Raw genomic sequence first — 26,084 nt, 5'->3', positions numbered from 1 at the left:
AGCGGCGCAGGCCCCGGTGCCTGCCCCAGCGGCCGGCGCACCTGGCGTTGCCGTGACGGCCGCGCCGCCGCGCGCCGAGGCCAGCGCCGCCACCGATCGTCCGCCCGCCGCGCGCATCCAGGTCAGCAACCCCCGTGTGGCCGGCAGCCTGAACCTGCGCGGCGCGCGCCTCGACGACCTGGTCTTCACCACCTATCGCGAGACGCTCGCACCCAATTCGCCGCAGGTGCGCCTGTTTGCCCCGCGCGACGGTGCCAACCCGTATTTCGCGCAGTGGGGCTGGACCGCCGCCGACGGCCGCACCCGGGTGCCGGATGGCGAGACCGACTGGACCGCGACCGGCGGGCCGCTGGCGCCGAGCCAGCCGGTGACGCTCTCCTGGGACAACGGCCAGGGACAGGTCTTCGAGATCGTGCTCTCGCTCGACGACCAGTACATGATCACTGCCGACCAGCGCGTTCTCAACAGCGGGCCCGAGGCCGTGAGCGTGCTGCCCTGGGTGCGCGTGCGGCGCGAGCACACGCCGCATCTCGCGGGCTTCTTCATCCTGCATGAGGGCTTCACCGGCGTGCTCGGCGGCCGCCTGCGCGAAGTGACGTATTCCGACGCGAAGTCGGAAGCCGCGCGCCGTTCCGGCACCGCACTCGACCAGGAGACCACCGGCGGCTGGGCCGGCCTCACCGACAAGTACTGGCTCGCGGCGGTGATGCCGGCATCCCCCGACCAGACGCTGCGTGCCTCCTACCGCGCGGTGAACGAGGGCGGTGGAACGGCGGGCGACCGCTGGCAGGTGGACATGGCGCCGCCGCAGCCGATCGCCGTGGCCCCAGGCGCGACGGGCTCCATGCCCACGCGGCTGTTCGCCGGCGCCAAGGAAGTGCACCTGCTCGACGGCTACATGGACCGGCTGAAGATCACCGACTTCGACAAGGCGATCGACTTCGGCTGGTTCTACTTCCTGGTGAAGCCGTTCTTCCTGGCGCTGGACTGGATCTTCCGCCTGACCGGCAACTTCGGCGTCGCCATCCTGATCTTCACGGTGCTGATCAAGGCTGCCTTCTTCCCGCTGGCCAACAAGGCCTACCACTCCATGGCGCGGATGAAGGTGCTCGCGCCGAAAATGACCGAGATCCGCGACCGCTACAAGGACGAGCCGCAGAAGGCGCAGGCCGAGATGATGGCGCTGTACCGCGCCGAGAAGGTCAACCCGGCCTCCGGCTGCCTGCCCATCCTGATCCAGATCCCGGTCTTCTTCGCGCTCTACAAGGCGCTGTTCGTCACCATCGAGATGCGCCACCAGCCCTTCTTCGGCTGGATCCATGACCTGTCGGCGCCGGACCCGACCAACCTGTTCAACCTGTTCGGCCTGCTGCCCTTCGACCCGATGCAGTGGAGCCATTTCCTGCACATGCCGGCCTGGGCGGTGATCATGGGCATCACGATGTGGGTGCAGCAGAAGCTGAACCCTGCCCCGCCAGACCCCATCCAGGCCAAGATCTTCCAGTGGATGCCGATCATCTTCACCTTCATGCTGGCGTCCTTCCCGGCCGGGCTGATCATCTACTGGGCCTGGAACAACACGCTGTCGGTCGCGCAGCAGTACTACATCATGCGGCACGACCGCGCGGCGGCGAAGGCGGCCAAGACCGGCGGCAAGGGGAAGTGACGCACATGGGCGCGGCACGGCGCCCGTGACGACCTGCCCGGCGAAAGGCATGCGATGACGGGGCTGTCCGAAGCGAGGACCGAGGAGGAACGCGCAGCCCTGCTCGAGGCCGGGCGGCTGCTCTTCGCGCGCCCCTGCACCTTCTTCCACGCGGCGCAGAAGCCCGACCAGCTGCCCCCGCCGGGCCTGCCGGAAGTGGCCTTCTGCGGGCGGTCCAACGTGGGCAAGTCTTCGCTGATCAACGCGCTGACAGGGCAGAAGGCGCTGGCGCGCGTGTCGCAGACGCCGGGTCGTACGCGGCAGCTCAACTTCTTCGACCTGGCCGAGCGGCTCGTGATCGTGGACCTGCCGGGCTACGGCTATGCCAAGGCATCGAAGGACCTGCAGCGCGACTGGCAGGGCATGATGTTCGACTACCTGCGCGGCCGGCCGAACCTCGCGCGCGTCATGCTGCTCCTCGATGCGCGCATCGAGACCAAGACCGCCGACCGCGCCGCGATGGAACTGCTCAACGACGCCGCGGTGGCCTTCCAGATCGTGCTGACCAAGGCGGACGAGGTCGGGCCGGTGAAGCTGGCCGCCCGCTTCGCCGAGGCGCAGGCGCTGGCGCGCGAGCACACGGCCGGGCATCCGCTGGTGCTGGTGACCAGCAGCCGCACCGGGCAGGGGATCGACGAGCTGCGCGCCGAGGTCGCCTCCCTGGCGGCATAGCGCCCGCTTCGGACGAAGCCCTGCCGGGCGGTGCTGCGGGGCGGGGCCGTGCGGCGGCGCCTGCCCCGGTGCCATCATGGTCTTGCCAGGTTCTCGCGCAGCGTGGCGCCGGCATACTCCCGCCGGAACAACCCCCGCCTTTGCAATTCCGGCACCACCAGCCGGCAGAATTCCTCGAACATCCGCGGATGCACCGTCGGCGTGACGATGAAGCCGTCGCAGGCGCCGGAGGTGAAGTAGTCCTCCAGCGTGTCCGCGATGGTCTGCGCGGTGCCGACCAGCAGCGCGCGGGGCTTCGCCACCGCCTCTTGGAAGGCGATGCCCTCGGCGCGCATCACCTGCAGCACGCGGTCCTGCGACCCCACGATGCCCTGGTTGCCCTGCCTCGCGCGCATCTCCTCGGGCGAGGCGACCTTCGACAGGTCCACCCCCATCAGCGCGGAGTTCAGCATCCGCTGCGCTTCCGGGTCGATCAGCGACTGCAGGTGCTCGTACTTCTCCTGCGCGATGCTCTCGGTCTCGCCGATCACGGTCATGAAGGAGGGCAGGATTTTGCAATCCTCCGGCGCGCGGCCGAAGCGCGCCATGCGCGCCTTGATGTCGGTGGTGAAGGCGAGCGTGTCCGCCTTGCTGTGCGGCGTGCAGAACACCAGCTCGGCCCAGCGCGCCGCGAAGTCCCGCCCGCGGTCGGACGAGCCCGCCTGCATGAAGACCGGGCGCACCTGCGGCGTCCGCGGCATCGCGAGCGGCCCGCGCGTGCGCACGTAGCGCCCCTCGAAGTTCGTGTAGCGAACCTTGGATGGGTCGATGAACACGCCGCCTTCGCGGTCGGCGACGATCGCGCCCTCGTCCCAGGAGTCCCACAGCGCGTTGCAGGCGGCTACCACTTCCTCGGCGCGGTCGTAGCGTTCCTCCTTGGGCGCGATGCCGTCCTGGCCGAAGTTGCGCGCCTCGAGGTCGGTGGCGGAGGTGACGATGTTCCAGGCCATCCGCCCGCCGCTCAGCAGGTCGAGCGACGCGAGCGTCCGCGCGATCCAGTAGGGATGCAGCAGCGTGGTGGACAGCGTCGCGCCGAGGCCGAGGTGCTGCGTCACCCGCGCCATCACGGGCAGCACCACCAGCGGGTCGAGGTAGGAGATCTGCCCGCCATGCCGGAGATACGCGTCGAAGTTGCCGCCATGGATGTCGGGCAGGCCGAAGGTGTCGGCGTAGAAGCAGGCGTCGAAGCGCGCATCCTCCAGCACGCGGGCGATATGCTCGTAGCGGGCGGGGTCGAAGATGTCGTCGAGCGCGGCCTCGGGGTGGCGCCAGGCGCCGGGGTGGTTCGCGGTCGGCCCGGTCTTGAGATAGGCGACCAGGTGCATGCGGCGCGTGGCGGTCATGCGGCCGTCCTGGTGCCGGCGGTGAAGACCAGCGAGGCGGCGCGCTCGTTGTCCGTCATCACGAGGCAGGTCGCCTCGACCGTGGCGCGCGCCGGCATGCGCGGGGCGCACATCGCGGCGATTGCCGATCCCTCGGCGCGGCCCTTCAACGCCGCCGGCCGATCGCGCGGCATCTCGGCGCGCATCGCCTCGGCGCCGTTGAGCAGGACCATCGCCTCGCGGCGCGGCGTGCTGCCGAGCCCATCGGGGATGCGCCGCGTGTGCATGTGGCCGCCGATGAGCCAGGCGCCCCGGGGCGCGGCGGGGCGCGAGACCCGCGGCGCACCCTCGCTGCGCCCGGGCCGGGTGCGCGCCGCGCAGGCACCGGGCACGGGCGGAACCAGCAGGATGGCGAGGCGCGGCATGACAGGGACTGCAACCCTTCGTTGCGCGCCTGTCAACGCGCCCCGGCCGTGCGGGAGATTTCCCCCCGCGCCGATCCGGCGTAAACCCCCCGCGCTTCCTTCCTGCCAGGTGCCAGCGATGCCCGATGCCCCCGCCCCGTCCGACCCGATGCAGATCCTCTCGGGCGCGCTGCCGTTCCTGAAGCGCTACGACGACGCGATCGTGGTGGTGAAGTACGGCGGCCACGCGATGGGCGAGGAGGAGACCGCGCTGCGCTTCGGGCGCGACATCGCGCTGCTCGAGCAGGTGGGCGTGAGCCCCGTGGTGGTGCATGGCGGCGGGCCGCAGATCAACGCCATGCTGAAGCGGCTGAACGTGAAGTCCACCTTCGTGCAGGGCCTGCGCGTCACGGACGAGGAGATGCTCGACGTGGTCGAGATGGTCCTGGCCGGTCCGGTGAACAAGCAGGTGGCGGAGGCCATCACGCGGGCCGGCGTCATGGCGGTGGGCATCTCGGGCAAGGATGGCGGGCTGATCCGCGCGCGCAAGCTGAACCGCACCTACCGCGACCCCGACAGCAACATCGAGAAGGTGCTCGACCTCGGCTTCGTGGGCGAGCCCGCCAGCGTGGACCCGAAGGTGCTGCGGCTGCTGATCGGCGCCGACATCGTACCCGTGGTCGCTCCGGTCGGCGTGGGGGAGGACGGGCAGACCTACAACATCAATGCCGACACGGCCGCTGGTGCGATCGCCGGCGCGCTGGGGGCCGAACGCCTGCTGATGCTGACCGACGTGCCCGGCGTGCTCGACCCCGAGAAGCGGCTGATCCCGGAGATGACGGTGGCCGAGGTGAAGCACGGCATCGAGGCCGGCTGGATCTCCGGCGGCATGATCCCGAAGGTCGAGACCTGCATCTATGCCGTGGAGCGCGGCGTGAAGGGCGCGGTGATCCTCGACGGGCGCGTGCCGCATGCGGTGCTGCGCGAATTGTTCACCGATGGCGGGGCGGGCACGCTGATCCGCGCCTGAGGCCGGAACGGCCGCGGGCCGCGCGGGTCGGCCGGCAGGCCATCGCTTTCCTCCTCCGCCGCCTCGGCGCCCATGGTGACGGCGCCCGGCGGGATCGCGACCATCAGCGGGCAGTTCGCGCGGCTGCGCCGCGGCTTGCAGCGGCAACAGCGCGATGGCGAACAGGATCGGCAGAGGCAGGCGCCTGGCGCGATCCCGCCCGGACGCTACCAGCGCGGGCCGTGGCCGGTCACGCCGGCGATGCCGCCTGCGTGATTGTCGTCGCCGGCGTGGCGGCCGGGCGACGCCATGGCCGGCCTATCGCCCGCCGATGCGCGCATAGACCGGGCGCAGCAGGAACGGGCTGAGGAAGAGCGGGAACTGGCAGAGCGCGAAGAACAGCAGGATGCGTTCATCCGTCGCCACCGGCAGCACCGCCAGGAACAGCGCCATGTTGCGGTTGCCCGCCAGCAGCCCGCCGGCGAGCGCGAGGCGCCGGCCCGCCGGCGCGAAGGCCAGCGCGGTCGCGGCGTTCATGCCGAAATTGCCGGCGAAGGCGAGCGCGAGCCCGCCCAGCACCCAGGAGGGTTCCGCCAGCAGCCGCGCGAGCATCCCGTCCATCACGCCGAAGCCGTAGAGCACCACCAGCCAGACCACCGCGCCATCCACCGCGCCCCCGAAGCGCGCCAGCGTCGGTGGCGCGACCAGCCGGCGGATCGCGATCGAGACCAGCAGCGGCAGCCCCACCACGAGCGCGAGCCGCGTCATCAGCCCCGGCAGCGAGATGGCGAGGTCGATCCCCATCAGCCCCAGCGCCAGCGGCGGCGCGGTGAAGGGCACCAGCAGCGTGGTCACCACCGCCACCACCAGGCTGATCTCGCCATCGAGCCCGACCAGGCGCGCAAAGGCCGGCGAGGAGGTGGCCGCGCAGCCGGTCGCGCTGATCACCAGGGCGGCGCCGAGTGGCCCATCCAGCCCCGCCGACATCGCCACGGCATAGGTCAGCACCGGCAGGACCAGCAGCAGCCAGGCGGTGAGTGCGGCCACCAGCACCGGCCGGCGCAGATAGGCCAGCACCTGCGCGAGGTCGACGCGCAGCAGCACCAGCGTCATCAGCCCGGCAACGGTAATGGTGACCACGTCGCGGAACAGCGCGGCGAGCGGCGGGACCAGCAGCCCCACGAAGATGCCGCCCGCCAGCAGCGCGCCGCCCTGCCGGGCCGACCATTCGAGGAAGCGCAGCGGTGACAGGATCGCGAGGTCCGGCGGTTGGAGGGAGCCGCCTGAGGTTCTATATCCCTGCGCGTGCGCACACCATCCTCGCTGCCCACCCTGATCGCGGGGCTGGTCCTGCTGGCCTCGCCGGCCATGGCCGGCTGCACCGACCCGCCGGCGCCTGGCGTCGAATGGCGGCGGTGCCTGCTGGAGGCGAGCGAGCTCGCCGGGGCCGACCTGTCGCGCGCCCTGCTGCGCGACGCATCCTTCCAGCGCGCGACCCTGACCGGCGCGAAGCTGGTGGAGGCGGATGCGATCGAGGCACGCTTCGTCTCGGCCGACCTGTCGGGCGCCGACCTGTCGCGCGCCGTGCTGCGCAGCGCCGACCTGACGCGCGCGAACCTGCAGCGGGCAGTTCTGGTGGGGGCCGACCTGCGCCGCGCCACGCTGTTCCGCGCCGACCTGACCGAGGCCGACCTGACCGGGGCCAATGTGGCAGGCGCCAACCTGTCCGGTGCGATGCTGGGCGGCGCGCGCTGGACCGACGGGCGGCGGGTCTGCGCGGCGGGGTCGGTGGGGAACTGCCAGTGAGCGGCAGCGACTACCTGGCGCGGCTGAACCCCGAGCAGCGCGCCGCGGTGGAGGCCGTGGACGGCCCGCTGCTGGTGCTGGCGGGCGCGGGCACCGGCAAGACGCGCGTGCTGACCACGCGCTTCGCCCACATCCTGCTGCAGGGCAAGGCCTTCCCGTCGCAGGTGCTGGCCGTCACCTTCACCAACAAGGCGGCGCGCGAGATGCGCGAGCGTGTCGCCGCCATCCTGGGCCAGCCGGCCGAGGGGCTTTGGCTTGGCACCTTCCACGCACTGGCGGCGCGGATGCTGCGCCGGCATGCCGAACAGCTCGGGCTGACATCGAACTTCACCATCCTCGATGCCGACGACCAGATGCGGCTGCTGAAGCAGGTGATGGAGGCGGCGCGCATCGACACCAAGCGCTGGCCGCCGAACGGGCTGATGGGCGTGATACAGCGCTGGAAGGACCGCGGGCTGGAGCCGACCGCAGTGACGCCCGCCGAGGATTCCGACTATGCCGGCGGGCGTGCGACGGAATTGTACGTCGCCTACCAGGACCGACTGAAGGCGTTGAACGCCTGCGACTTCGGCGACCTGCTGCTGCACGTGGTGACGCTGCTGCGCAACCACCCCGACATCCTGGCCGACTACCATCGGCGCTTCCGCTACATCCTGGTGGACGAATACCAGGACACCAACCTGGTGCAGTACTACTGGCTGCGGCTGCTCGCGCAGGGGCACCGGAACATCTGCTGCGTGGGCGACGACGACCAGTCGATCTATTCCTGGCGCGGCGCCGAGATCGAGAACATCCTGCGCTTCGAGAAGGATTTTCCCGGCGCGCAGATCGTGCGCCTCGAGTCCAACTATCGCTCCACCAAGCCCATTCTGGCCGCCGCGGCGGCGCTGATCGCGCACAACACGGGCCGCCTCGGCAAGACGCTGCGCGCGGGGCGCGCGGATGCCGAAGGGGAGAAGGTGCGCGTGGTTTCGCTGTGGGACAGCGAGGAGGAAGCCCGTATGGTCGGCGAGCGGATCGAGGCGGCGCGGCGGTCCGGCGAATCACTCGGCGAGATCGCCATCCTGGTGCGCGCCGGCTTCCAGACGCGCTCCTTCGAGGAACGGCTGATCGTGCTTGGCGTGCCCTATCGCATCATCGGCGGGGCGCGCTTCTACGAACGTCAGGAGATCCGCGACGCCATGGCGTATCTGCGCGTGGTGGCGCAGCCGGCGGACGACCTGGCCTTCGAGCGGATCGTGAACCTGCCCAAGCGGGGGCTGGGGGATACCGCCATGCAGGCCATGCACTCGATCGCGCGGGCGCAGGCCATCCCGCTGTCGATCGCCGCCGCCCGTGCGCTCGAGACCGGTGCCATCAAGCAGGCCAAGGCGCGCGAGGCGCTGCGCGAGTTGCTGCAAGGCTTCGAACGCTGGCGCGCGCAGAATGCTGCCGAGGGGCATGTGGTGATGGCCGCGACGCTGATCGACGAATCCGGCTATGCCGCGATGTGGCAGCAGGACAAGTCGCCCGAGGCGCCGGGGAGGCTCGACAACCTCAAGGAACTCGTGCGCGCCATGGGCGAGTTCGAGAACCTCGCTGCCTTCCTCGAGCACGTCTCGCTGGTGATGGAGAACGACGCCGACGCGGAGGGCGAGCGGGTCTCCCTGATGACCCTGCATGCCGCCAAGGGGCTCGAATTCGACATGGTCTTCCTGCCCGGCTGGGAGGAAGGGCTGTTCCCGTCCCAGCGCTCGCTCGACGAGGGCGGCGAGAAGTCGCTCGAGGAGGAACGCCGCCTCGCCTATGTCGGCATCACGCGCGCGCGGCGCGTGGCGGTGATCAGCCATGCGGCGAACCGGCGCATCTACGGCAACTGGCAGTCCTCGCTGCCCTCGCGCTTCCTGGATGAACTGCCGGCCGGCGAGATCATCCGCGAAGGCGGCGCGCAGCGCGAGGCGCGCTCGCATGGCTCGGTCTTCGCCGGCGGCGGGCTGTTCGCGCAGCGTCCGCGCCGCATGATCGAGGCCGGTGCGTGGGAGGTGAAGGAACGCCCCGCCGCGGCGTCATCCTTCAGCGTGGGCGAGCGCGTGTTCCACCAGAAGTTCGGCTATGGCCGCATCCTCGCCGTCGATGAGGACCGGCTCGACATCGCCTTCGACAAGGCCGGCGAGAAGCGCCTGCTCGACCGCTTCGTGGAGAAGACCTGATGCGCCCGTCGGGTCCCGACACCGCCGCATCCCTCTCGCGCCGCCGCGCGGAGCCGCTCGAGGCCCTGGTCATCGACCACCTGCCCGAGCATGCCGTGCCGGTCTTCGAGGCGGCGCTGCAGCAGGTGTGCAGCACGGTCGCGCTGTTCCGGGACGAACCGACGGACACCTGGCGCATCGAGGGCGTGCGCGAGGCCGGCGCGCATGACGAAGAACTGGACGCCGCACTGGCCCTCGCGGCGGCGGTCGCGGGCATCGACCCGCCGGCGGTGCAGGCCGCGCCGGTGGAGGCAGAGGGCTGGCTCGCGCGCACCGTGCAGGCCTTCCCGGAGATGCCGATCGGCCGGCGCTTCCTGATCCGCCCGACCCATGTGCCCGATCCCGTCACGCATGGTCGCATCGTGCTGAAGCTCGATGCCGGGCTGGCCTTCGGGTCCGGCGAGCACGCCTCGACGCAGGGCTGCCTGCGTGCCTTCGAAGCCGTGGCCCATCGCCGCCCACGGACGGTCTGCGACCTGGGCAGCGGGTCCGGCATCCTCGCCATGGCGGCGGTGAAGGCGCTGCCCTGCCGCGCGCTCGCCACCGACATCGAGCCCTGGTCGGTGCGCGTGTGTGAACAGAACGCCCGGCTGAACGGGATCGTGCCGCGGCGCATGCGCGCCATCCTGGCCGATGGCTGGAAGCCGCGGGCGATGAAGGGCGTGCGCTACGACCTGATCTTCGCGAACATCCTGGCGCGCCCGCTCTGTGCAATGGCGCGGGAGCTCGCGCTGCACCTGGCCCCCGGCGGCACGGCGATCCTGGCCGGGCTGCTCGGCACCCAGGCGCGGATGGTGCTGGCGGCGCATCGGCGGCAGGGGCTGGTGCTCGAGCGCCGCATCGATGTCGGGCCCTGGACCACGCTGGTGTTGCGCCGGCGGGGCTGAGGCGGCGCGTTCACCGGGCGGGCAGGGCAGGCGGCCAGGCGGCCTCGATCATGGTGCGCGCCAGGGCATCGTAGGCGTTGCGCCAGGCGGCCTCGACCTCCGGCGTGAAGCGTTCGCCCAGCGTGCGCGCCAGGGCCGCCATCAGCGCCGTGCCGACGGCTTCGTAGTGCGCCGGCTGCGCGCCATAGTCGACGTGGCGGCGGGCAAGATCCGCCACCATCGGGAACAACACCTCGTGGTCATGCAGCCGCGCGACGATGGACCCCAGCATGCTCATGAGCTTGGTCCCCTGCTCCGCGAGGTCGGAGGGGAACAGCGGTCGCACCTGCGGCGCGATCTCGAACAGCCGGTCGTAGAACATCGCCGCCGTCTCCTGGCCCATGCGGGAGACGTGCCAGAAACTGCCGCGCACGATATCGACCTCGTCGTCCTGAAGCCGCATGTCGCCCGATCCACCGTAATGTGGCGGAACACACCCTAGCACGCGCGGCCGCGATCAGTCGCCCGGGAGGAAGACCTTCGCGAAGGACTCGCGCAGCCAGGCCATCGTCACCTGGATGCGCGCGGTCTGGATCGTGTCCGGATGCGCATGGATGTGCAGGGTGCGCATGAGCTCGGGCGGGCCGTCGGCCACGCGCGCCAGGGTTGGGTCGTCCTCGGCCAGGCACATCGGCAGCAGCCCCTTGCCAAGGCCGCCGCGGATGCCCGCGCGCAGCACGGCCGAATCCGTCGCGGTAAGTCGCAGTGCCTCGCCCGCCTTGCGTTCGCGCTCGATCCAGCGGATCAGTCCCCGAAGTGGCGCATCGTCGTCCCAGAACGAGACCCAGGGGAGCGGGCCAGGATCGACGCCCGCGGGCGCATAGACCGCGTAGGGCACGTCGCCGAGCTTGACGGCGAATTCCGATTCGCGCGGCGATACCTCGAACCACAATGCGACCGCGGCCTCTCCCCGCCCGAGGCTGCGCCCGGCGTAGGCAGTGATGATGCGCAGATCGAGCCGCGGATGCTGCGCCAGCAGGGCCGGCACCGCGCGTTCCACCAGCCGCGTCGTGCTCCACGGATTTCCGATGAGGCGCACCAGGCCGGCCGCGCCCTGGCCGGCATTGGAGACTTCCTCGCTGAGCCGGATGGCGCGCGCTTCCATCTCCAGTGCGCGCGCGATCGCCGCCTCCCCCGCCGGCGTCGGCGCGAAGCCGGTCTTGGAACGGATGAACAGGATGGCGCCGAGATCGGCCTCCAGCGCCGAGATGCGGCGCCCCGCCGTGGACTGGTCGATGCCGAGCAGCGCCGCGGCAGCGGTCAGCGACCCCGAGCGGCTGATCGCGAGCAGCACCTTCAGGTCATCCCAGTTCAGCGACATGCATCACATTCCCTCGCCGCAACGCTGCATCAGCCGCCTGCACGGATGCAACGGCGCATGCGGGCGGTGCAGGCCTGCGGGTTCCTTTCCGGGTGCGGAGCGATCCATAGGAGAGGCCGGCCGCGCAGGAGCGGGGCCACACCCCGACACACGGACAAGGACACCAAGCAATGCCCATCTACATGAAGCTCGGCGACATCAAGGGAACTGCCGTTGCCCATGAGACGCGCGCCATCGACCTGCCGATCGATGGCATCAAGGGAGAGTCGGACGACGGCCCGCCGGGGACCCGGAGCGCGATGAGCCCGATCGACACGGGCGGCGCCGTCACCGACGGTGCCACCTCCGCCAGCGCGCAGGCGGATGGGTCCGTGTTCACGGTGCGAGGCACCGACTATCAGGGCTCCGGCTTCGATCGCGGCCATATGAGCCCGTCTGGCGACGGCGGCGTGACGGGGACGGGGACGTTCGCCGAACCCACCGGCGCGACCGCCGCCCGCAACGGCGGCGACGAGATGCTCCGGACGCAGTATGGCAACAACAACACCTACGACGCCGCGCCGTCCGGGACGGGCAAGACGCTCGCGGCGCCGCTGCTCGGCAAGTCGGTCGCGGACGGCGATGCGGCGGGTGCCGCCGCCGCGGGGCTCGCCGTCGATGCGGCGGACGCGCCAGCGGGCATCTCCCATGCCACCACCGTGCTCGCCTGGGCGCGGGTGGACGGTGTGTCGCCGATGTCGCCGATGTCGGCAGTGGCGCCACAGGCGGGCGGCGACGACCACCGCGGCGAGATCGGTATCGACAGCTTCTCGTCGGGCAGCGCCCCGTCGAGCGACGCGTCGGTGGCGACCAGCGGGTGGCGAGACTACCGAGTCTCGGTCGACACGATCGAGTCCCGCCCGGGGGAGGAGGCGCCGGGCGACCTCGCCGGCGCGACCATCCTCGGAGTCTCGGGTGGCGGCAGTGGCGACGACGTGCTCGTCGGCGGTAGCACGGGCCATGACGGGCCCTACGCGGCGACGTTCAGGGGCGGTGTCACGGTCGCCGTCGGCGATGTCGCTTCGGGCGATGACGTCGTGGTCGATGGCCGCATCATCACCGCGGAGGACCCCTCCCCCGTGGCACCGGGCCTCGTTGTCGAGGACCATGACGCGGCCGGGACGCGGTCCATGGCGGGCATCGAGGACAAGGGCGACACGATCTCGGACTTCCAGATCTCCAACGTCGCGAACGCGGAGATCCACATCGAGAGCTTCTCCTGGGGCGTCTCGCAGCAGGGTGCCCACAGCGCACCCGCTGGTGGCGCGCCCCAGGGCGGCGGCCCACAGGTGAAGGTGTTCGACGGCGCCGCCGGTTCGGGCGACGATGTCATCGTCGATGGCCTCGTCATCACTGCGGAGGACGCCATGGCCGCGCAACACGAGGTCGACCACCTGCTCGGCATCCGCTTTGCCTCTGCGGACGCATCGAGCCGGCCAAGCGAAATCTTCTCGCTCAACTTCGAGGAGATCAAGGTGGAGGCCGCCGGGGTGCTCGACGGGCCGTTCGATGACCTGTCGGATTGGGCGACCGGCGGCATCGAAGCGGGAGGGCCCTACTCCACGGGCTACGTCAAGGTTTCGGGTGACGGGTTCTGACGCGGCGCGCATGCGCCGACGCGAAGCGGCCGGGTGCGCGGCGCGCCCGGCCCATGGCACCTCGTGCAGGGTGAAGGTGACCTGGCGCATGGCGCGCGACGCGATATCGCTGCCGGCGCCGTCATCGCATCAAGACGGCATGTGCCGGTTGCGGCCCCCCGCGCGTCTTGCCCATGCCCTGCCACGCGATCGGTTGCAGGGACCCCGCCGTGCCGGTCTGGAGCATCGGCATCGACCCGCTCCGAGTATCCCGCCAGCGCGGCGCCTCACTGGGCCGTCATGGCGGGCGGTGTTCACCGTGAGGCATTTCATCGCAAACCGCCCCAGCAGCGCGCATCTGGCCGTAGAGGAGACGCACCGTGCCGATCGAGATCAAGGAGCTCCAGATCAAGGTGACCGTTCCCCCGCCGGACGGCCAGGGCGCCGCGGTCGGCGAGACTGACCTGCTCCTGTTCCAGGCCACGCCACCCGACGGGTGGGATGGCAAGGATGCCGAATGGCGCGGCGCCGATGCGACGGACGCGCTCGCGCCCGATCCGGCACCCGCCGATGCCGCGCCCGCGGTGCACCATTCCGGCGGCGTCAACATGACCTTGGGTGACGGCAGCGTCCGGATCCTGTCAGACGGGTTCGACCTGTTTTCCTGATCGCCGCCGGTGCGGTCAGTGTTTCAGGCGCTGCGGCTGATCGCCTCGCGCTGCAGGGCGGCGTTGGTCTCGAAGGCCTTGGCGTTCGCCTCGTAGGCACGCCGCGCGAGGATCGTGTCGGCCAGCGCGTGTTCGAGATCCCCGCTGGCCTGGGCCGCGGTGAGCTCCTCGTTGCCGGTGGGCGGCGCGGGTGAGGGATCGCTGCCGCGCGCCGGGGTGGCAGCGGGCGTCGCGATCACGGTGGCCGCCTCGGTGACGCGGTCCGTCGCGCGCTGCATGCCCTGGAGGGACGCGGTGAGTGCGACCTGCATCGTCGCAGGATGCGCGACGCTGCTTGGCAGAAGGTTAACGTGCTACTCCGCGGCCCTCGCCGTGGCCTCGGCGTGCTGGCGCAGCCGCGGCATCACCTCCAGCGCCAGGCGCCGCATGGTCTCCGCCTCCCAGGCCGCGTTGACGCCCGACCAGTCAAGGCCTGGCATCAGCAGATGGCCGAAGGGCCCGGCCTCCTCGCGCAGCGCCACCAGGCGGTCGAGCACGGTGCGGGGTGATCCGGCGATGACGCAGGCCTCGATCATGTCCTCGGGTGTCGCGGCCATCGGGTCCATGTCCTCGCGCGGGGTCATGGTGCCCGCGAGGCCGGCGCGTTTCGCGAGGCTGCCGAGGTAGTCGTAGTAGTAGTGCGTCGCCCCCTCGGGTGCGGTGGCGCGGGCGCGCGCCTCGGCATCGGTGGCGGCGATCACCATGTTGCGGGCAACGCGCCAGTTGCTGCCATCGACCGGCCGCCCGGCTTCGGCCAGCCCCTTCGCCATGCTGCGCCAATGCCCTGCGAGGATGCGGTGCGCCACGAAATTCGCGCTGATCACGCCCCAGCCGCGCGCGGCGGCGACCGTCACGCCGTAGCTCTCCGCCTGGCGGGCGGAGATGTGTATGGACGGCCCGCCAGGCCGGAAGGGCTTGGGCATGAAGCCCACGCCGTAGTCGGGCAGCACGGTGCGCGTCAGGCGGATCGGCCAGGTCGCGCCGGCGATGTCATAGGGCGGGTCCCGCGCCCAGATCGCCTGGATGGTGTCGATCGCCTCGAGCATGCGCTTGCCGCGTTCCATCGGCGCGATGTCGCCGAACAGCTCGAAGTCGGAGGCGAGGCCGCCGGCGCCGATCCCCAGCATCAGCCGCCCGCCCGACATGTGGTCGAACTGCGCGACCTCGGCCGCGACGATCGCCGGGTGATGGTTGGGCAGGTTGATCACGCCGGTGCCGAAGTGGAGGCGCGTGCGGTGCACCAGCCCGGCCATGAACATCAGCGGCGAGGCGATGGGCTCGGATGTGGCGGAGAAATGCTCGCCGACCCAGAGCTCGTCGAAGCCGAGCCGGTCGGCGAGCAGCGACTTCTCGGTATCCTCGGCGAGGGTCTCGTGCATCGGTCGCTGCGGAGGGTGCAGCGGCATCATGAACAGGCCGAGGCGCATCGGGCGGATCCCTGTATGGACCCGTGCGAGGCTAGAGCAGATCCCGATCAGGTGGAATCACCTGATCGGGTAAAGATGCTCGCAAAAACAAGGTGCTAGACGCGGTGCGGCGAGCCGGGGCGCGCGGGGACGCCTGTGGGCGGTCAGCGCCGGAAGGTGAAGGAGGCGCCCCAGGGCCCGTAGTTGGAGGTGGTGATGCCGTTCGCCGCGCTGCCGGCATAGGCGTTCTGTCCCGGCGCCGGCACCACGTTCACCAGCCCGCCGGCGGCCGGGATCACGCCGGCATGGACGGCGGCGCGGCAGACCCGGCTGTCGGTGGTGTAGATGCCGGTGCCCCAGACCGAGCCCGACATCGCCTGGTCCGGCGTGCAGCTGCAGCTCAGCGGCGCGTTGCGGCCCTCGAAGTTCGCCGGGCAGGCCGCGGCCTGGACGCCCGGCGCCGCGACGGTGAAGGAGGCGCTCCAGGGGCCGTAGTTGGAGGTGGTGACGCCGTTGGCCGCACTGCCGGCATAGGCCTGCTGGCCCGGCGCGGGCGTCACGGTCACGACGCCGCCGGTGGCCGGGATGGCGCCGGCATGGATGGCGGCGCGGCAGATGCGGCTGTCCGCGGTGTAGGTGCCGGTGCCCCAGACCGAGCCGGACAGCGCGGCTTCCGTCGTGCAGGTGCAGGTCAGCGCGCCGGCCTGGTTCTGGAAGGTGTCCGGGCAGGCGGCGGTCGCGGCGGCCGGCGCGGCCACGGTGAAGGATGCGCTCCACGGCCCGTAGTTGGAGGTGGTGACGCCATTTGCCGCACTGCCCGCATAGGAGGGCAGGCCAGGTGCGGGCGTGACCACGATGACGCCGCCCAAGGCGGGGATGGCGCCGGCATGGACCGCGGCACGGCAGATCCGGCTGTCGGTGGTGTAGGTCCCGGTGCCCCAGACGCCGCCCGAAACGGCGGCTTCCGGCGCGCAGGCGCAGGTCATGGGCGCCGTCTGGCCCTGGAAACTGGCGGGACAGGGGGACTGGGCCGCGGCCGGCCCAGCCAGGAACAGCACGGTCCCGAGAGCCAGAACGAAGCGACGCATGGCAGTCCTCCCGGAAGATTCGGCAGGAGGAATGCTATGGGCCGGCCGTAGCGTGAACAACCGGTCATCGTAACGGCGCGGAACGAACCGCGCCGCCGTGGCCTCAGGCGGCGCGGGGGGTGCTGCGGCGCATGCCGCCCGTCGAGCGCGCGTCGTTGGCCGGGCGCGGCGCGAAGGCGGGGTCGAAGACGCGCGCGATGTCGAAACGCGTCATGCCGATGTCGCGCAGTTCCCGATCGGACAGGTTGCGCAGCGCCTGGTAGGTCTGCACCCGGGCCGGGAAGGTGACCAGTGCGCGGACCAGCGCCTCGGCGGCGTTCATCACGGCGCGGCTGGCGCGGCGGAAGCCGGCGGCGATCGCCTCGTCCCGCGCGGCGATGGCCTGCAGGCGCAGGGCCTCGACCTCGGCCTGGCGGCGGGAGGGGATGGTGGCGGCGGGCAGCAGCAGGGCGGCCTCGGCCTTGGTGATATGGGCGTCCATGGTTAAGTGTCCTTGTCCCGGCTGGCGACTGGTTCGGGGCGACCAACCTTTCGGCCACGCAATCTATGTGCAGGGCCGCCACATATGATGCGCCAAGGTCACAGCCGAGCCATGCGTCTGGTGCGTGGTTTCCTGTGGATACATGCAACAATGCGGTAACGAGGATCACAACCCTGTCCCCCAGCGACCGCCTCGCCGCCCTCCGCGCCCGCCTCGCCGAGGCCGGCCTGCAGGGCTTCATCATCCCCCGATCCGACGAGCATATCGGCGAATACGTGCCGCCCTCCGGCGAGCGCCTGGCTTGGCTCAGCGGCTTCACCGGCTCCGCCGGGATGGCGATCGTGCTTGCCGACCGCGCCGCGGTCTTCACCGACGGGCGCTACACGCTCCAGGTGCGCAACCAGACCGATCCGGCGATGTGGGAATGCCGTCACCTGACCGAGGAGCCCGCCACCGACTGGCTGAAGGCGCATGCCCAGGGGCTGCGCATCGGCTACGACCCCTGGCTGCATGCGGGTCCGGCGATCGAGCGGCTTGCGGTGCCGGGCGTCACGCTGGTGCCCGTCGCGGCCAACCCGGTCGATGCCGCCTGGACCAACCGCCCGCCGGCGCCGATGGCCGAGGCGGTGCCGCACCCCATCGCCTTCGCCGGCAAGCCGGCCCAGGAGAAGCGTGCCGAGGCCGCCGCGGCGCTGCGCGAGGCCGGCGAGGCCGCCGCCGTGCTGGCCGACCCGCATTCGCTGGCCTGGCTGCTCAACATTCGCGGCGGGGATCTTGCGAACACCCCGCTCGCGCTTGGCTTCGCGCTGCTGCATGACGACGCGCGCGTGGATGTCTTCATGGCGCCGCAGAAGGTGCCGCCGGCCACCCGCGCGCATCTGGGCAACCAGGTGGTGGTCCGCCCGCGCGAAGAATTGCCCGCCGCGCTCGACGCGCTGCGCGGGAAGCGCGTGCGCATTGACGCCGAGGCGACGCCCGCCTGGTTCACCGAGCGGCTGCGCGCCGCCGGCGCCGAGGTCAGCGCCAACGAGGACCCCTGCCGCCTGCCGCGCGCCTGCAAGAACGCCATCGAGCGCGACGGCGCGCGCGCCGCGCATCGCCGCGACGCGGTGGCGATGGCGCGCTTCCTCGCCTGGTTCGCGCGCGAAGCGCCGAAGGGCGGGCTGAGCGAGATCTCTGCCGCCGAGCGGCTGCTCGCCTTTCGCCGCGAGGTCGAGCATTTCCGCGGCGAGTCCTTCTCCGCCATCTCCGGTGCCGGCGAGCACGGCGCCATCGTGCATTACCGCGTCACGCCTGAGAGTAACCGCCGCATCGCGCCCGACGAGTGCTACCTGATCGATTCCGGCGGGCAGTACCTGGACGGCACGACCGACATCACCCGCACGCTCTGGACCGGGCCGGGGCAGGCGCCGGCTCAGCTGCGCGAACGTGCGACGCGCGTGCTGAAGGGCCATATCGCATTGGCCACGCTGCGCTTCCCGGCCGGTCTCGCCGGGCCGCACCTCGATGCGCTGGCGCGGCGGCCGCTGTGGGATGCCGGGCTCGACTACGACCACGGCACGGGGCACGGCGTTGGGTCGTTCCTCTCGGTGCACGAGGGGCCGGCGGCCTTCTCGCGCGCGGCGCGCGTGGTGCCCCTGCGCGAAGGCATGATCCTGTCCGACGAGCCCGGCTTCTACGCCACCGGCGAATACGGCATCCGGCTCGAGAACCTGCTGCTGGTGGTCCCGTCCTCGGTGCCTGGCGCGGCGAAGCCGTTCCTCGAGTTCGAGACGCTGACGCTGGCCCCGTTCGACCGCGCGCTGGTCGATGCGGCGATGCTGACGACGGCGGAGCGGGCGTGGCTGGACGCCTATCACGCGCGAGTCGTGGCGGAGGTGGGGCCGCGGCTCGATTCCGCGACGGCGGCGTGGCTCGCGGCGGCCTGCGCGCCGCTTTAGATCAGATCTCGATCAGGTGGAATCATCTGATCGGGTGAAGATGCTCGTCAAAACAACAGGCTAGAGGCGTTGTAGCGAGCCTAGGCGAGCGGAAACGGCTCTAGCGGTCCGGCGGCCGGATGCAGGATGTGAAATGCATCCGGGACACTGCCCGCCCGATCTCTAGCCTGTGCCTCCCGGCGAAGACCGGGACACAAGCACAAGGAGACCGGGTGCATGGGCAGGTTCATGGCGGTGGCGCTGAGCGCCTTGCTGGTGGTGGCAGGGGCCGCCGGGGCGCAGGCGCAGACCCGGGTGCTCAGCCGCGCCGAGGTGCAGGTGGTGGCGCGCGACGACAGCGGTGGTGCGACGCCCTATTGCGCCATGGTCTTCCGGTTGCGGAACGTCGGCACCACCCGCCTCAGCGTCTTCGCGGCCGAGATTGCCGCCACCGATCTGCGTAGCGGCGCGCCGCTGCGCGTGCCGACCACCACCATCCCCTTCTCCGGTGTGGCACCTGGCAAGACGAAGGAATGGACCACCGCCGGCGCGCATGGCGCCGCATGCGCCCAGGTGCGGCTGCAGGTGACGCGCGTGACCTGCATGACGCGCTGCGAATCGGTGGCCTGGACGCAGCAGGGCCTGGGCGCGCTGGAGGCCGCGCCGTAACGCGGCGCACCGTATTCGCCCGCGGCGGCGCTTGCCGGGTGCTGCCGCCGGGCGGCCACGTCGTGAACAGCGGCGGCGGGCTGAGCGCCGGGCGCGATGCGCCGTTCAGCGCGGCGCGCCGAGCAGCATCCTGACGCCGAGGCCGACGAAGAGCGTGCCCGCCGCGCCATCCATCCAGCGCCCGGCGCTGGAAGCGCGCAGCCGTCCCGCGATGCGCGCCGCCGCCGGGATCAGCAGCGCATAGAAGGGCAGCGCGATGGCCGGCAGCAAAGGGCCGAGCAGCAGCATCTGCACCCACACCGGGCTGCGGCCGGGATCGACGAAGAGGGGCACGAAGGCGAGGAAGAACAGCCCCACCTTCGGGTTCAGCAGATTCGTCACGAAGCCCTGGCGGAAGGCGGCGGCAAGGCTGATCGCCGGCGCCGCCGCAGCGCTGTCGGGCCCCGGGCTGCGCAGCGCCGCGCGCAGCGCCTGCGCGCCGAGCCACAGCAGATACAGCGCGCCGGAGATGCGCAGCGCGGTGAACAGCGCCGGGTGCGCCGCCACCAGCGCAGCCACGCCCGCGGCTGCGAGCGCGATGTGCACGCCCACGCCGGCATAGACGCCCGCGGTCGCCGCCCAGCCGCGGCGAGCCCCGCCCGAGAGCGTCTGGCCCAGCACGAAGGCCATGTCCGGCCCAGGTGTCACCACGAGAACCAGGCAGGCAAGGAGGTATCCGGCAAGGAGGGAAGGATCGACGGGCATGGCCGGGTGATGTCTCGGCCGGCCCTCATTCGTCCAACGCATTGGCCTGATGGTTTGCATCAGGCTTCCTGATGTGAGTCGCGGGCTGCGCTACGCCTCCGTATGCGCCTGCACCGTGCCCTTGCGCACTGCCGCCTTCAGCGCCGCGTGGTCGCGCTCGGCCTGGTCGGCATAGGCCAGGGCAAACTGGCCCATTGCATCGTCGAACTGCGCGCCGGAGCCGAGATAGCCGGCGATGCCGGTCACGTCCGCGCTCTTGGCGTGGGCACGCGCCAGCGTCCAGCCGCACAGCTTGGCGTAGAGCACCATCATCTCCTCGTCGAAGGTCTCGACCATCGGCTTGATCTTCGCGTCGCGCAGCTGGCGCACATAGAACTGCCGACCGTTCGTCCCCGTGACCCAGCCGAGGAAGACGTCGGAGGCCGGCTGCGTCAGGCGTTGGCCGACCACCACGCGCTCCCCGTGATGCGCGTGGCGGCTCGCCCCTGCGAAGGGTTCCAGCACCGAGGCCACCGCTTCCTTGAACTGCAGGAACAGCGGGTCGTTGGTGGCGGACATCATGAGCACGATCCAGCAGCGCCGGCCCACGCTGCCCACGCCCACCACCTTGATCGCCGCATCCACTACCCGGTAGCGGTCGAGCAGCACGCGCCGCTCCTCGCTGAGCGTCTCGCGATAGGCGGCGAAGACCGTATCGAGGATCTGCTCGAACTCCTTGTTGCGTGCGGCCTCGGGGTGGAAGATCAGGGGTGGCGTGTCGCGGATCGCGGTCCGCCCGCCCACCACGCCCGCAAGCTTCGGGAAGTCGAGCTCCGAGCCGCTGCCGGCGGATGCCTTCGCGAGCCGCGTCTCGATGCGGTCCTGGATTGCGGGCGGCACCAGGGCCATGACGTCCTGCGCCGTGAGGCGCGCATACCAGACTTCGAGCGGGTCCATCTCGGCGTATTCGCGCAGGCGCTTGCGGTAGCTGCGGGCGCAGGCGACCGCCGCCTCCTCCCCGATCCTGTCGGACAGGCCATTGGAGCGCGCGGCCAGTACGAAGGAGGCGACAAGCCGCTTCACGTCCCATTCCCAGGGCGCGGGAAGCGTCTCGTCGAAATCGTTGATGTCGAAGAGGATGTTGCGCTCGGGCGTGGCGAAGCCGCCGAAATTCATCAGGTGGCAGTCGCCGCAGGCCTGCACGCGATGGCCGCTCGCCGGCAGGGTCGCCAGGTCGGCCGCCATGACGGCGGCCGCGCCGCGGTAGAAGGCGAAGGGCGATTGCAGCATGCGGCCGTAGCGGATCGGCACGAGCTCCGGCAGGCGCTCGGCATCGGATTCCTGCAGGAGCGCGATCGGGTCCTTGCGGTTGGCGGGCCGCTTCCAGGCGGCCTGGGATGCGCGCGGGAGGATGTTGCGCAGCGCCTTGCCGGCCTCCAGCCGCTCGGCGATCGAGGCACCATGGGCCTGCGTCGCGGCGGGCGGCGCTGGCGGGGCTTCGACTGGCCGTGCGGCGCTGGCCGGGTGTTTTCGCGTGGCCTTCTTCATCAGTCGCTCCTTCGCCTCCCAAGAGGCATCCGGTGAACGCGCCGCGAATGTCTGGCAGTCTGCGCGGCGACGCGGGTGAGCGCCTTGATCAGGATCAACTTCGCGAAAGCGCCCGGCGGACATCCTTGAACACCCCTGCCGGACCGACCCGCATGCATGATGCCGCATCGCTTGAAGGCCTCGAGGCGGCTGTCAGCACGGCGGCGTCATGGCTCAAGCTCGGGATCGAGGCGGTCAGCGTTGCGATCATCCTGGTGGGCATGCTGGTCGCGATCGTGAGGCTGTGCGCCCATGCGTCGGGCCGCCCGGCCGGCGACGTGCGCATGGGCCTGGCGCGGGTGCTGTCGCTGGCGCTCGAGTTCCAGCTCGCGGCCGACATCGTCGGCACCGCGATCTCGCCCAACTGGGAGCAGATCGGCAAGCTGGCGGCGGTGGCGGCGATCCGCACCTTCCTCAACTACTTCCTGCAGCGCGAGCTCGCGGCCAAGGACGGGGCGCCGCCCCACGGCCAGGTCACGGCGGAGGGCGCGCCGGTTTCCAAGCCGTGACGGCGAGGCGGGGCGCGTCGGGCTGAGCGGCCCGGGGCAGGCCTTCGCGCCGGCCGCCTACAGCCCGGCCAGGTCGCGATACTCCGCCTCGGTCAGGATGCGCAGGCCGAGCTCCGCCGCCTTGGTCGCCTTCGACCCCGCATCGGCGCCCACCACCACGAAGTCGGTCTTCTTCGACACCGACTTGGTGACCTTCGCGCCGAGGCGTTCGGCCTGCGCCTCGGCCTCGTCGCGCGTCAGCGTCTCGAGCGTGCCGGTGAAGACCAGTGTCTTGCCGGCGAAGGGGCTGTCGGCGGCGGCGGTGGATTCCGCGGGCAGGGGCGGGGCCTCGCGCGCCAGGTCGTCGAGCGCGGCCAGTGCGCGGGGTTCGGCGAAGAATTCCACCAGCTCCTCGGCGATGGCGGGGCCGATGCCCTGGATCGAGCCGAGCTCCTCGCGCGCCTCCGACCCGATCACATGCGCGGCGACCATCTTCGCGCGCCACTCCTCGAGCGTGTGGTAGTGGCGCGCGAGAAGCTTCGCGTTCTGCTCGCCGATGCGGCGGATGCCGAGCGCGAAGATGAAGCGTTCCAGTGGGACGCTACGACGCGTCTCGATGGCCTCGAGCAGCTTCGCCACCTTGCGCGCCTCGTCGGACTTCTTCGAGCGCGCCCCCCAGCCTTCCCATTGGCGCATGCGCTCCGCGTGGTGCGCCAGGCGGAAGATGTCGGCGGGTGAGCGCACCAGGCCCTCGTCGAACAGCTTCTGGATGTTCTCCTCGCCGAGGCCCTCGATGTCCATCGCGCGGCGGGAGGCGAAGTGCTTGAGGCGTTCCACGGCCTGCGCGGGGCACACGAGGCCGCCGGTGCAGCGGCGCACCACGTCCTCCCCGTCGCGGATGGCGTGGCTGCCGCAGACCGGGCAGGCAGTGGGGAAGGCGAAGGGCTGCGCGCCGGGCGGGCGCTTGTCCGGCAACACCTCAACCACCTGCGGGATGACGTCGCCGGCGCGCTGGATGCGCACCGTGTCGCCGATGCGGATGTCCTTGCGCGCGATCTCGTCCTCGTTGTGGAGCGTGGCGTGGCGCACCACGACGCCGCCCACCGTGACCGGCTGCATCACCGCGCGCGGTGTCAGCGCGCCGGTGCGCCCGACCTGGATCTCGATGTCCAGCAGCACGGTGGTCGCCTGCTCGGCGGGGAACTTCCACGCCGTCGCCCAGCGCGGGGCGCGGCCGACGAAGCCGAGGCGCCGCTGCCAGTCCAGTCGGTCGAGCTTGTAGACCACGCCGTCGATGTCGTAACCGAGCGCGGCGCGCTGATCGCCGATCCGGCGCTGGAAGGCCTCGGCATCGGCCTCGGTATCGAGCAGCGTCGAGAGCGGGTTCACCGCGAAGCCCCAGTGCTGCAGTCGCTGCAGGAAGGCGTGGTGGCTCTCCGCCGGCGGCTCGCTCGACGCGCCCATGGCGTAGGCGAACAGCTTCAGCGGGCGCGAGGCGGTGATCCGCGCATCGAGCTGGCGCACCGATCCCGCCGCGGCGTTGCGCGGATTGGCCGGGACGACCACCGCATCGCCGAGCTTCTCGCCGCGCGCACGGCGCTGTTCGCGCTCGGCGGCGGCCTGTTCCTGCGCCGTGCGGAAGGCCAGGAAATCCGCCTTGTCCATGAAGACCTCGCCGCGGATCTCGATGCGGGCGGGGAAGGGCGCGTGCAGGCGCTTCGGCAGGTCGGCGATGGTCAGCAGGTTCTGCGTGACGTCCTCGCCCTCGATGCCGTCGCCGCGCGTCGCGCCCTTGATGAAGGCGCCGTCCTCGTAGAGCAGGTTGATCGACAGCCCGTCGATCTTTGGCTCGGCCACGAAGCGCAGCGGGTCCTCCGCGGACAGCCCGAGGAAGCGGCGGATCGAGGCACAGAACTCGCCGAATTCCGTCTGCGAAAAGACGTTGTTGAGCGAGAGCATCGGCTCGCCATGGCGCGACTTGGCGAAGCCCTCGGCGGTGGCGGCACCGACGCGACGGGATGGGCTGTCGGCGCGCACCAGCGCGGGGAATCGTGCCTCGATCGCGCGGTTGCGCGCGACCAGCGCGTCGTAGGCGGCATCACTGATCTCTGGCGCGTCCCGGCCGTGATACAGCGCATCATGGTGCGCGATCTCGACGGACAGCGCGGCCAGTTCCTCGGCGGCTTCCGCCTCGGTCAGGCTGGCGGTGTCGCGGGTGCGCAGCGTGGTCATGGCGCGGCCTCGTCGGCGATCGTGTCGAAGGCGGCGCCGACCAGGATGCGGCCTTCGAAGCCGCCTTCCGATCCGGCGCCGAGCGCTGTGTAGAACGCCGTGGCCTCGTCGTCGCCCTCATCGACGCCCCACCACAGGCAGACGGCGCCGGCGGCGCGGGTCTCGGCCGCCAGGGCCGCCATCAGCGCGCGGCCGATGCCCCGCCGGCGGAACTCCGGGCGGACATAGAGGTCCACCACGATGCAACCGCCCGCCGCGCGGGTGGAATCGAACACGATGTTGCCGGTGACGAAGCCGGCCAGCACGCCATCGGCTTCCGCCACGCGCAGGATCGACAGCGGCGCCGGCCCCAACAGATCGCGGCGCACATGCGCCCCCGTCATGGTCACGACCGGGCCGCCTTCGTCCAGGCTGTTGATGGCGTTGAACAGCGCCGCCACCTCCTCGGCCTCGTCGTCGCGCGCGGGGCGGATCATGGCGGCGGCTCCGCGGCCAGGTTGAGGAAATCCTGGTGCACGACAGCGAAGGCGACCACGCTTTCGCCACGGCTGCCCAGGCGCCGGTAGAAGGCGTGCGCGGCCGTGTTCCCGGGCTTCGCCGTCAGCCAGAGATGCCGCGCGCCCTGCGCATGCCCCGCGCGCGCGACGGCGGCGAGCAGCGCGCGCGCGATGCCCCGGCGGCGATGCCCCGGCGCGACGTAAAGGTCCCCCACATAGAGGCCGCGTTCCCCATGCCCGGTCTCATAGGTGGGATGCGCGGTGGCGTAGCCGACCAGCGTGCCCTGCGCCTCCGCCACCATCGCGATCGTCGTCGCGCTGGCGATGATGTCGTCTCGCACATCCGCCGCGGTCAGCAGGTCGTCCGGATCACCCTGATCGCGGTTCAGGGCGGCCATCAGGGTCCGCAGCGCGGGGGCGTCGTCGATCTTCGCGCGGCGGATCATGGCGAGGCAGGCGGGCGGAAGGTCGGGCAGGGACGCCTGCCCCGGATTCCCCGCTGCATCTCGGGGGGGCGGCGAGGCATCCCGGCGATGCCGGACGAAGGCCGGGGAGCGGCGGCGGCCCAGCTACCGCGCATCCGCCAGCAGGCTTTCCGCCGCCGCGCGCGCCGCATCGGTCACGCGCTCGCCCGCCAGCATGCGCGCCAGCTCTTCGCGCCTTTCGCTCTCGGGCAGGGTCTCCACGCGCGTCTCGGCGCGCCCGCCCTTCACCTGCTTGGCGACGCGCAGATGCGCCGCGCCGCGCGCGGCGACCTGCGGCGAATGCGTCACCACCAGCACCTGCAGCCGTTCCGCCACGCGCGCGAGCCGTTCGCCAACCGCCGCAGCGGTGGCGCCGCCGATGCCGGAATCGACCTCGTCGAACACCAGGGTCGGCACCGGCGATCCGCGTGCGAGCACCACCTTCAGCGCGAGCATCAGGCGCGACAATTCGCCGCCCGAGGCGATCTTGGCCAGTGCGCCGGGCGTCTGGCCGGGATTGGTCGAGACCAGGAAGGCCACGCGGTCCTGCCCGTCAGGCCCCCAGCCGGCCTCGTCCTTCGTCGCGATGTCGATGACGAGGCGCGCGCGGTCGAGCTTGAGGGGCGGCAGCTCCTTCGCCGCCGCCTTCTCAAGCCGCTGCGCCGCATCCCGCCGTGCCCCCGTCAGCGCGGCGGCGGCGGCGAGGTAGGCACGGCGCGCCGCGGCCTCGTCGCGCTCCAGCGCGGCGACGCGGCCGGATCCGGCGTCCAGCGCC

General features: G+C 71.4%; 25 protein-coding genes and 1 pseudogene. 11 read left to right on the top strand and 15 right to left on the bottom strand.

Translation table 11 applies throughout. The features are described from left to right. Window positions 1-1,666 (top strand): membrane protein insertase YidC (yidC, locus tag HW578_RS07600; protein WP_198369947.1); only part of this gene is annotated, 1,666 nt, incomplete at its 5' end. Between the two features lie 54 nt (window positions 1,667-1,720). Then, window positions 1,721-2,377 (top strand): ribosome biogenesis GTP-binding protein YihA/YsxC, encoded by a 657-nt coding sequence (gene yihA, locus HW578_RS07595; protein ID WP_198369946.1) that lies wholly within the window; start codon window positions 1,721-1,723, stop codon window positions 2,375-2,377. A gap of 74 nt (window positions 2,378-2,451) precedes the next feature. On the opposite strand, the gene HW578_RS07590 is transcribed toward yihA, so the two are convergent. Together HW578_RS07590 and HW578_RS07585 are read right to left on the bottom strand one after the other, a co-directional pair. Continuing rightward, the gene (locus HW578_RS07590) at window positions 2,452-3,759 is read right to left on the bottom strand and encodes an NtaA/DmoA family FMN-dependent monooxygenase (RefSeq protein WP_198369945.1); all 1,308 of its coding nucleotides are present in this window, start codon (window positions 3,757-3,759) and stop codon (window positions 2,452-2,454) included. Then, the gene (locus tag HW578_RS07585) at window positions 3,756-4,163 is read right to left on the bottom strand and encodes a hypothetical protein (RefSeq protein WP_198369944.1); all 408 of its coding nucleotides are present in this window, start codon (window positions 4,161-4,163) and stop codon (window positions 3,756-3,758) included. Before HW578_RS07585 ends, HW578_RS07590 begins: the two co-directional genes overlap by 4 nt. Window positions 4,164-4,281: 118 nt before the next feature. On the opposite strand from HW578_RS07585, the gene argB reads away from it, so the two are divergent. Then, window positions 4,282-5,172, top strand: coding sequence for an acetylglutamate kinase (argB, locus tag HW578_RS07580; protein WP_198369943.1), 891 nt, complete (start codon window positions 4,282-4,284; stop codon window positions 5,170-5,172). 297 nt (window positions 5,173-5,469) lie between these two features. On the opposite strand, the gene HW578_RS07575 is transcribed toward argB, so the two are convergent. Beyond that, window positions 5,470-6,333 (bottom strand): hypothetical protein, encoded by an 864-nt coding sequence (locus HW578_RS07575; protein WP_369407847.1) that lies wholly within the window; start codon window positions 6,331-6,333, stop codon window positions 5,470-5,472. Window positions 6,334-6,456: 123 nt separating this feature from the next. On the opposite strand from HW578_RS07575, the gene HW578_RS27735 reads away from it, so the two are divergent. Genes HW578_RS27735 through HW578_RS07565 form a run of 3 tightly spaced genes read left to right on the top strand, consistent with a single transcriptional unit; the run spans window position 6,457 to window position 10,072 of the window. Then, window positions 6,457-6,957 (top strand): pentapeptide repeat-containing protein, encoded by a 501-nt coding sequence (locus tag HW578_RS27735; RefSeq protein ID WP_369407846.1) that lies wholly within the window; start codon window positions 6,457-6,459, stop codon window positions 6,955-6,957. After that, a complete protein-coding gene (locus HW578_RS07570) occupies window positions 6,954-9,146 on the top strand; it encodes an ATP-dependent helicase (protein WP_369407845.1) in 2,193 nt (730 codons plus the stop codon). The genes HW578_RS27735 and HW578_RS07570 overlap by 4 nt, the downstream gene beginning before the upstream one ends. Then, entirely contained in the window at window positions 9,146-10,072 is a 927-nt protein-coding gene (locus tag HW578_RS07565) for a 50S ribosomal protein L11 methyltransferase (RefSeq protein WP_198369941.1), read from the top strand. The genes HW578_RS07570 and HW578_RS07565 overlap by 1 nt, the downstream gene beginning before the upstream one ends. A gap of 10 nt (window positions 10,073-10,082) precedes the next feature. Here HW578_RS07565 and HW578_RS07560 read toward each other — a convergent pair whose 3' ends face one another. Both HW578_RS07560 and HW578_RS07555 read right to left on the bottom strand, forming a co-directional pair. Beyond that, window positions 10,083-10,514, bottom strand: a complete 432-nt coding sequence (locus HW578_RS07560; protein WP_198369940.1) for a globin domain-containing protein — start codon at window positions 10,512-10,514, stop codon at window positions 10,083-10,085. A gap of 54 nt (window positions 10,515-10,568) precedes the next feature. Further along, window positions 10,569-11,432, bottom strand: a complete 864-nt coding sequence (locus HW578_RS07555) for a LysR family transcriptional regulator (protein ID WP_198369939.1) — start codon at window positions 11,430-11,432, stop codon at window positions 10,569-10,571. A 170-nt stretch (window positions 11,433-11,602) separates the two neighbouring features. On the opposite strand from HW578_RS07555, the gene HW578_RS07550 reads away from it, so the two are divergent. Together HW578_RS07550 and HW578_RS07545 are read left to right on the top strand one after the other, a co-directional pair. Further along, on the top strand, window positions 11,603-13,069 hold the full coding sequence (locus HW578_RS07550) for a hypothetical protein (protein WP_198369938.1): 1,467 nt from the start codon (window positions 11,603-11,605) through the stop codon (window positions 13,067-13,069). 359 nt (window positions 13,070-13,428) lie between these two features. Beyond that, complete coding sequence (locus HW578_RS07545; RefSeq protein WP_198369937.1) at window positions 13,429-13,716, top strand: DUF5908 family protein; 288 nt, start codon at window positions 13,429-13,431, stop codon at window positions 13,714-13,716. Window positions 13,717-13,739: 23 nt separating this feature from the next. On the opposite strand, the gene HW578_RS07540 is transcribed toward HW578_RS07545, so the two are convergent. The 4 genes from HW578_RS07540 to HW578_RS07525 all read right to left on the bottom strand — a co-directional run bounded on the left by HW578_RS07540 (window position 13,740) and on the right by HW578_RS07525 (window position 16,730). Next, window positions 13,740-14,027 carry a hypothetical protein gene (locus tag HW578_RS07540; protein ID WP_198369936.1) on the bottom strand — a complete coding sequence of 96 codons (288 nt, stop codon included), beginning with the start codon at window positions 14,025-14,027 and terminating at the stop codon, window positions 13,740-13,742. Between the two features lie 42 nt (window positions 14,028-14,069). Continuing rightward, window positions 14,070-15,182 (bottom strand): LLM class flavin-dependent oxidoreductase, encoded by a 1,113-nt coding sequence (locus tag HW578_RS07535; RefSeq protein ID WP_198369935.1) that lies wholly within the window; start codon window positions 15,180-15,182, stop codon window positions 14,070-14,072. Between the two features lie 143 nt (window positions 15,183-15,325). Then, window positions 15,326-16,249: an LCCL domain-containing protein gene (locus HW578_RS07530; RefSeq protein ID WP_198369934.1), complete on the bottom strand. Its 924-nt coding sequence runs from the start codon at window positions 16,247-16,249 to the stop codon at window positions 15,326-15,328. Between the two features lie 103 nt (window positions 16,250-16,352). Further along, window positions 16,353-16,730 carry a DUF1127 domain-containing protein gene (locus HW578_RS07525; protein WP_198369933.1) on the bottom strand — a complete coding sequence of 126 codons (378 nt, stop codon included), beginning with the start codon at window positions 16,728-16,730 and terminating at the stop codon, window positions 16,353-16,355. A gap of 134 nt (window positions 16,731-16,864) precedes the next feature. On the opposite strand from HW578_RS07525, the gene HW578_RS07520 reads away from it, so the two are divergent. After that, window positions 16,865-18,670 carry a M24 family metallopeptidase gene (locus HW578_RS07520; RefSeq protein WP_369407844.1) on the top strand — a complete coding sequence of 602 codons (1,806 nt, stop codon included), beginning with the start codon at window positions 16,865-16,867 and terminating at the stop codon, window positions 18,668-18,670. A gap of 216 nt (window positions 18,671-18,886) precedes the next feature. Then, complete coding sequence (locus HW578_RS07515) at window positions 18,887-19,318, top strand: hypothetical protein (protein ID WP_198369931.1); 432 nt, start codon at window positions 18,887-18,889, stop codon at window positions 19,316-19,318. Between the two features lie 105 nt (window positions 19,319-19,423). On the opposite strand, the gene HW578_RS07510 is transcribed toward HW578_RS07515, so the two are convergent. Both HW578_RS07510 and HW578_RS07505 read right to left on the bottom strand, forming a co-directional pair. Next, a complete protein-coding gene (locus tag HW578_RS07510; RefSeq protein ID WP_198369930.1) occupies window positions 19,424-20,062 on the bottom strand; it encodes a LysE family translocator in 639 nt (212 codons plus the stop codon). Window positions 20,063-20,152: 90 nt separating this feature from the next. After that, window positions 20,153-21,589 (bottom strand): DUF2252 domain-containing protein, encoded by a 1,437-nt coding sequence (locus tag HW578_RS07505; protein ID WP_198369929.1) that lies wholly within the window; start codon window positions 21,587-21,589, stop codon window positions 20,153-20,155. A 152-nt stretch (window positions 21,590-21,741) separates the two neighbouring features. Here HW578_RS07505 and HW578_RS07500 point away from each other — a divergent pair, with 152 nt between their 5' ends. Continuing rightward, the gene (locus HW578_RS07500) at window positions 21,742-22,137 is read left to right on the top strand and encodes a DUF1622 domain-containing protein (RefSeq protein WP_232478760.1); all 396 of its coding nucleotides are present in this window, start codon (window positions 21,742-21,744) and stop codon (window positions 22,135-22,137) included. 57 nt (window positions 22,138-22,194) lie between these two features. Here the strand turns inward: HW578_RS07500 and ligA are convergent, their stop codons facing one another. The 4 genes and pseudogenes from ligA to HW578_RS07480 all read right to left on the bottom strand — a co-directional run. Next, entirely contained in the window at window positions 22,195-24,348 is a 2,154-nt protein-coding gene (ligA, locus tag HW578_RS07495; RefSeq protein WP_198369927.1) for an NAD-dependent DNA ligase LigA, read from the bottom strand. Next, window positions 24,345-24,824 (bottom strand): GNAT family N-acetyltransferase, encoded by a 480-nt coding sequence (locus tag HW578_RS07490; RefSeq protein WP_198369926.1) that lies wholly within the window; start codon window positions 24,822-24,824, stop codon window positions 24,345-24,347. Before HW578_RS07490 ends, ligA begins: the two co-directional genes overlap by 4 nt. Continuing rightward, window positions 24,821-25,291 carry a GNAT family N-acetyltransferase gene (locus HW578_RS07485; RefSeq protein ID WP_198369925.1) on the bottom strand — a complete coding sequence of 157 codons (471 nt, stop codon included), beginning with the start codon at window positions 25,289-25,291 and terminating at the stop codon, window positions 24,821-24,823. The genes HW578_RS07490 and HW578_RS07485 overlap by 4 nt, the downstream gene beginning before the upstream one ends. Window positions 25,292-25,414: 123 nt before the next feature. Next, window positions 25,415-26,084 (bottom strand): annotated as a pseudogene (locus HW578_RS07480) (DNA repair protein RecN); the annotation flags it as partial.

Origin of the sequence: Roseomonas rosulenta (assembly GCF_016106005.1) — a bacterium.
In the GTDB taxonomy this organism is placed as follows: domain Bacteria; phylum Pseudomonadota; class Alphaproteobacteria; order Acetobacterales; family Acetobacteraceae; genus Neoroseomonas; species Neoroseomonas rosulenta.
This window is presented reverse-complemented; position numbering and strand designations above follow the sequence as displayed.

What these genes read in the sequence shown, in the direction of transcription:
- argB (WP_198369943.1), top strand. Translation starts at nt 4,282, where the DNA reads ATGCCCGATGCCCCCGCCCCGTCCGACCCGATGCAGATCCTCTCGGGC.
- HW578_RS07535 (WP_198369935.1), bottom strand. Translation starts at nt 15,182, where the DNA reads ATGCGCCTCGGCCTGTTCATGATGCCGCTGCACCCTCCGCAGCGACCG.
- HW578_RS07505 (WP_198369929.1), bottom strand. Translation starts at nt 21,589, where the DNA reads ATGAAGAAGGCCACGCGAAAACACCCGGCCAGCGCCGCACGGCCAGTC.
- ligA (WP_198369927.1), bottom strand. Translation starts at nt 24,348, where the DNA reads ATGACCACGCTGCGCACCCGCGACACCGCCAGCCTGACCGAGGCGGAA.
- HW578_RS07565 (WP_198369941.1), top strand. Translation starts at nt 9,146, where the DNA reads ATGCGCCCGTCGGGTCCCGACACCGCCGCATCCCTCTCGCGCCGCCGC.
- HW578_RS07525 (WP_198369933.1), bottom strand. Translation starts at nt 16,730, where the DNA reads ATGGACGCCCATATCACCAAGGCCGAGGCCGCCCTGCTGCTGCCCGCC.
- HW578_RS07500 (WP_232478760.1), top strand. Translation starts at nt 21,742, where the DNA reads ATGCATGATGCCGCATCGCTTGAAGGCCTCGAGGCGGCTGTCAGCACG.
- HW578_RS07590 (WP_198369945.1), bottom strand. Translation starts at nt 3,759, where the DNA reads ATGACCGCCACGCGCCGCATGCACCTGGTCGCCTATCTCAAGACCGGG.
- HW578_RS07490 (WP_198369926.1), bottom strand. Translation starts at nt 24,824, where the DNA reads ATGATCCGCCCCGCGCGCGACGACGAGGCCGAGGAGGTGGCGGCGCTG.
- HW578_RS07550 (WP_198369938.1), top strand. Translation starts at nt 11,603, where the DNA reads ATGCCCATCTACATGAAGCTCGGCGACATCAAGGGAACTGCCGTTGCC.
- HW578_RS07510 (WP_198369930.1), bottom strand. Translation starts at nt 20,062, where the DNA reads ATGCCCGTCGATCCTTCCCTCCTTGCCGGATACCTCCTTGCCTGCCTG.
- yihA (WP_198369946.1), top strand. Translation starts at nt 1,721, where the DNA reads ATGACGGGGCTGTCCGAAGCGAGGACCGAGGAGGAACGCGCAGCCCTG.
- HW578_RS07585 (WP_198369944.1), bottom strand. Translation starts at nt 4,163, where the DNA reads ATGCCGCGCCTCGCCATCCTGCTGGTTCCGCCCGTGCCCGGTGCCTGC.
- HW578_RS07555 (WP_198369939.1), bottom strand. Translation starts at nt 11,432, where the DNA reads ATGTCGCTGAACTGGGATGACCTGAAGGTGCTGCTCGCGATCAGCCGC.
- HW578_RS07515 (WP_198369931.1), top strand. Translation starts at nt 18,887, where the DNA reads ATGGGCAGGTTCATGGCGGTGGCGCTGAGCGCCTTGCTGGTGGTGGCA.
- HW578_RS07530 (WP_198369934.1), bottom strand. Translation starts at nt 16,249, where the DNA reads ATGCGTCGCTTCGTTCTGGCTCTCGGGACCGTGCTGTTCCTGGCTGGG.
- HW578_RS07560 (WP_198369940.1), bottom strand. Translation starts at nt 10,514, where the DNA reads ATGCGGCTTCAGGACGACGAGGTCGATATCGTGCGCGGCAGTTTCTGG.
- HW578_RS07485 (WP_198369925.1), bottom strand. Translation starts at nt 25,291, where the DNA reads ATGATCCGCCGCGCGAAGATCGACGACGCCCCCGCGCTGCGGACCCTG.
- HW578_RS07540 (WP_198369936.1), bottom strand. Translation starts at nt 14,027, where the DNA reads ATGCAGGTCGCACTCACCGCGTCCCTCCAGGGCATGCAGCGCGCGACG.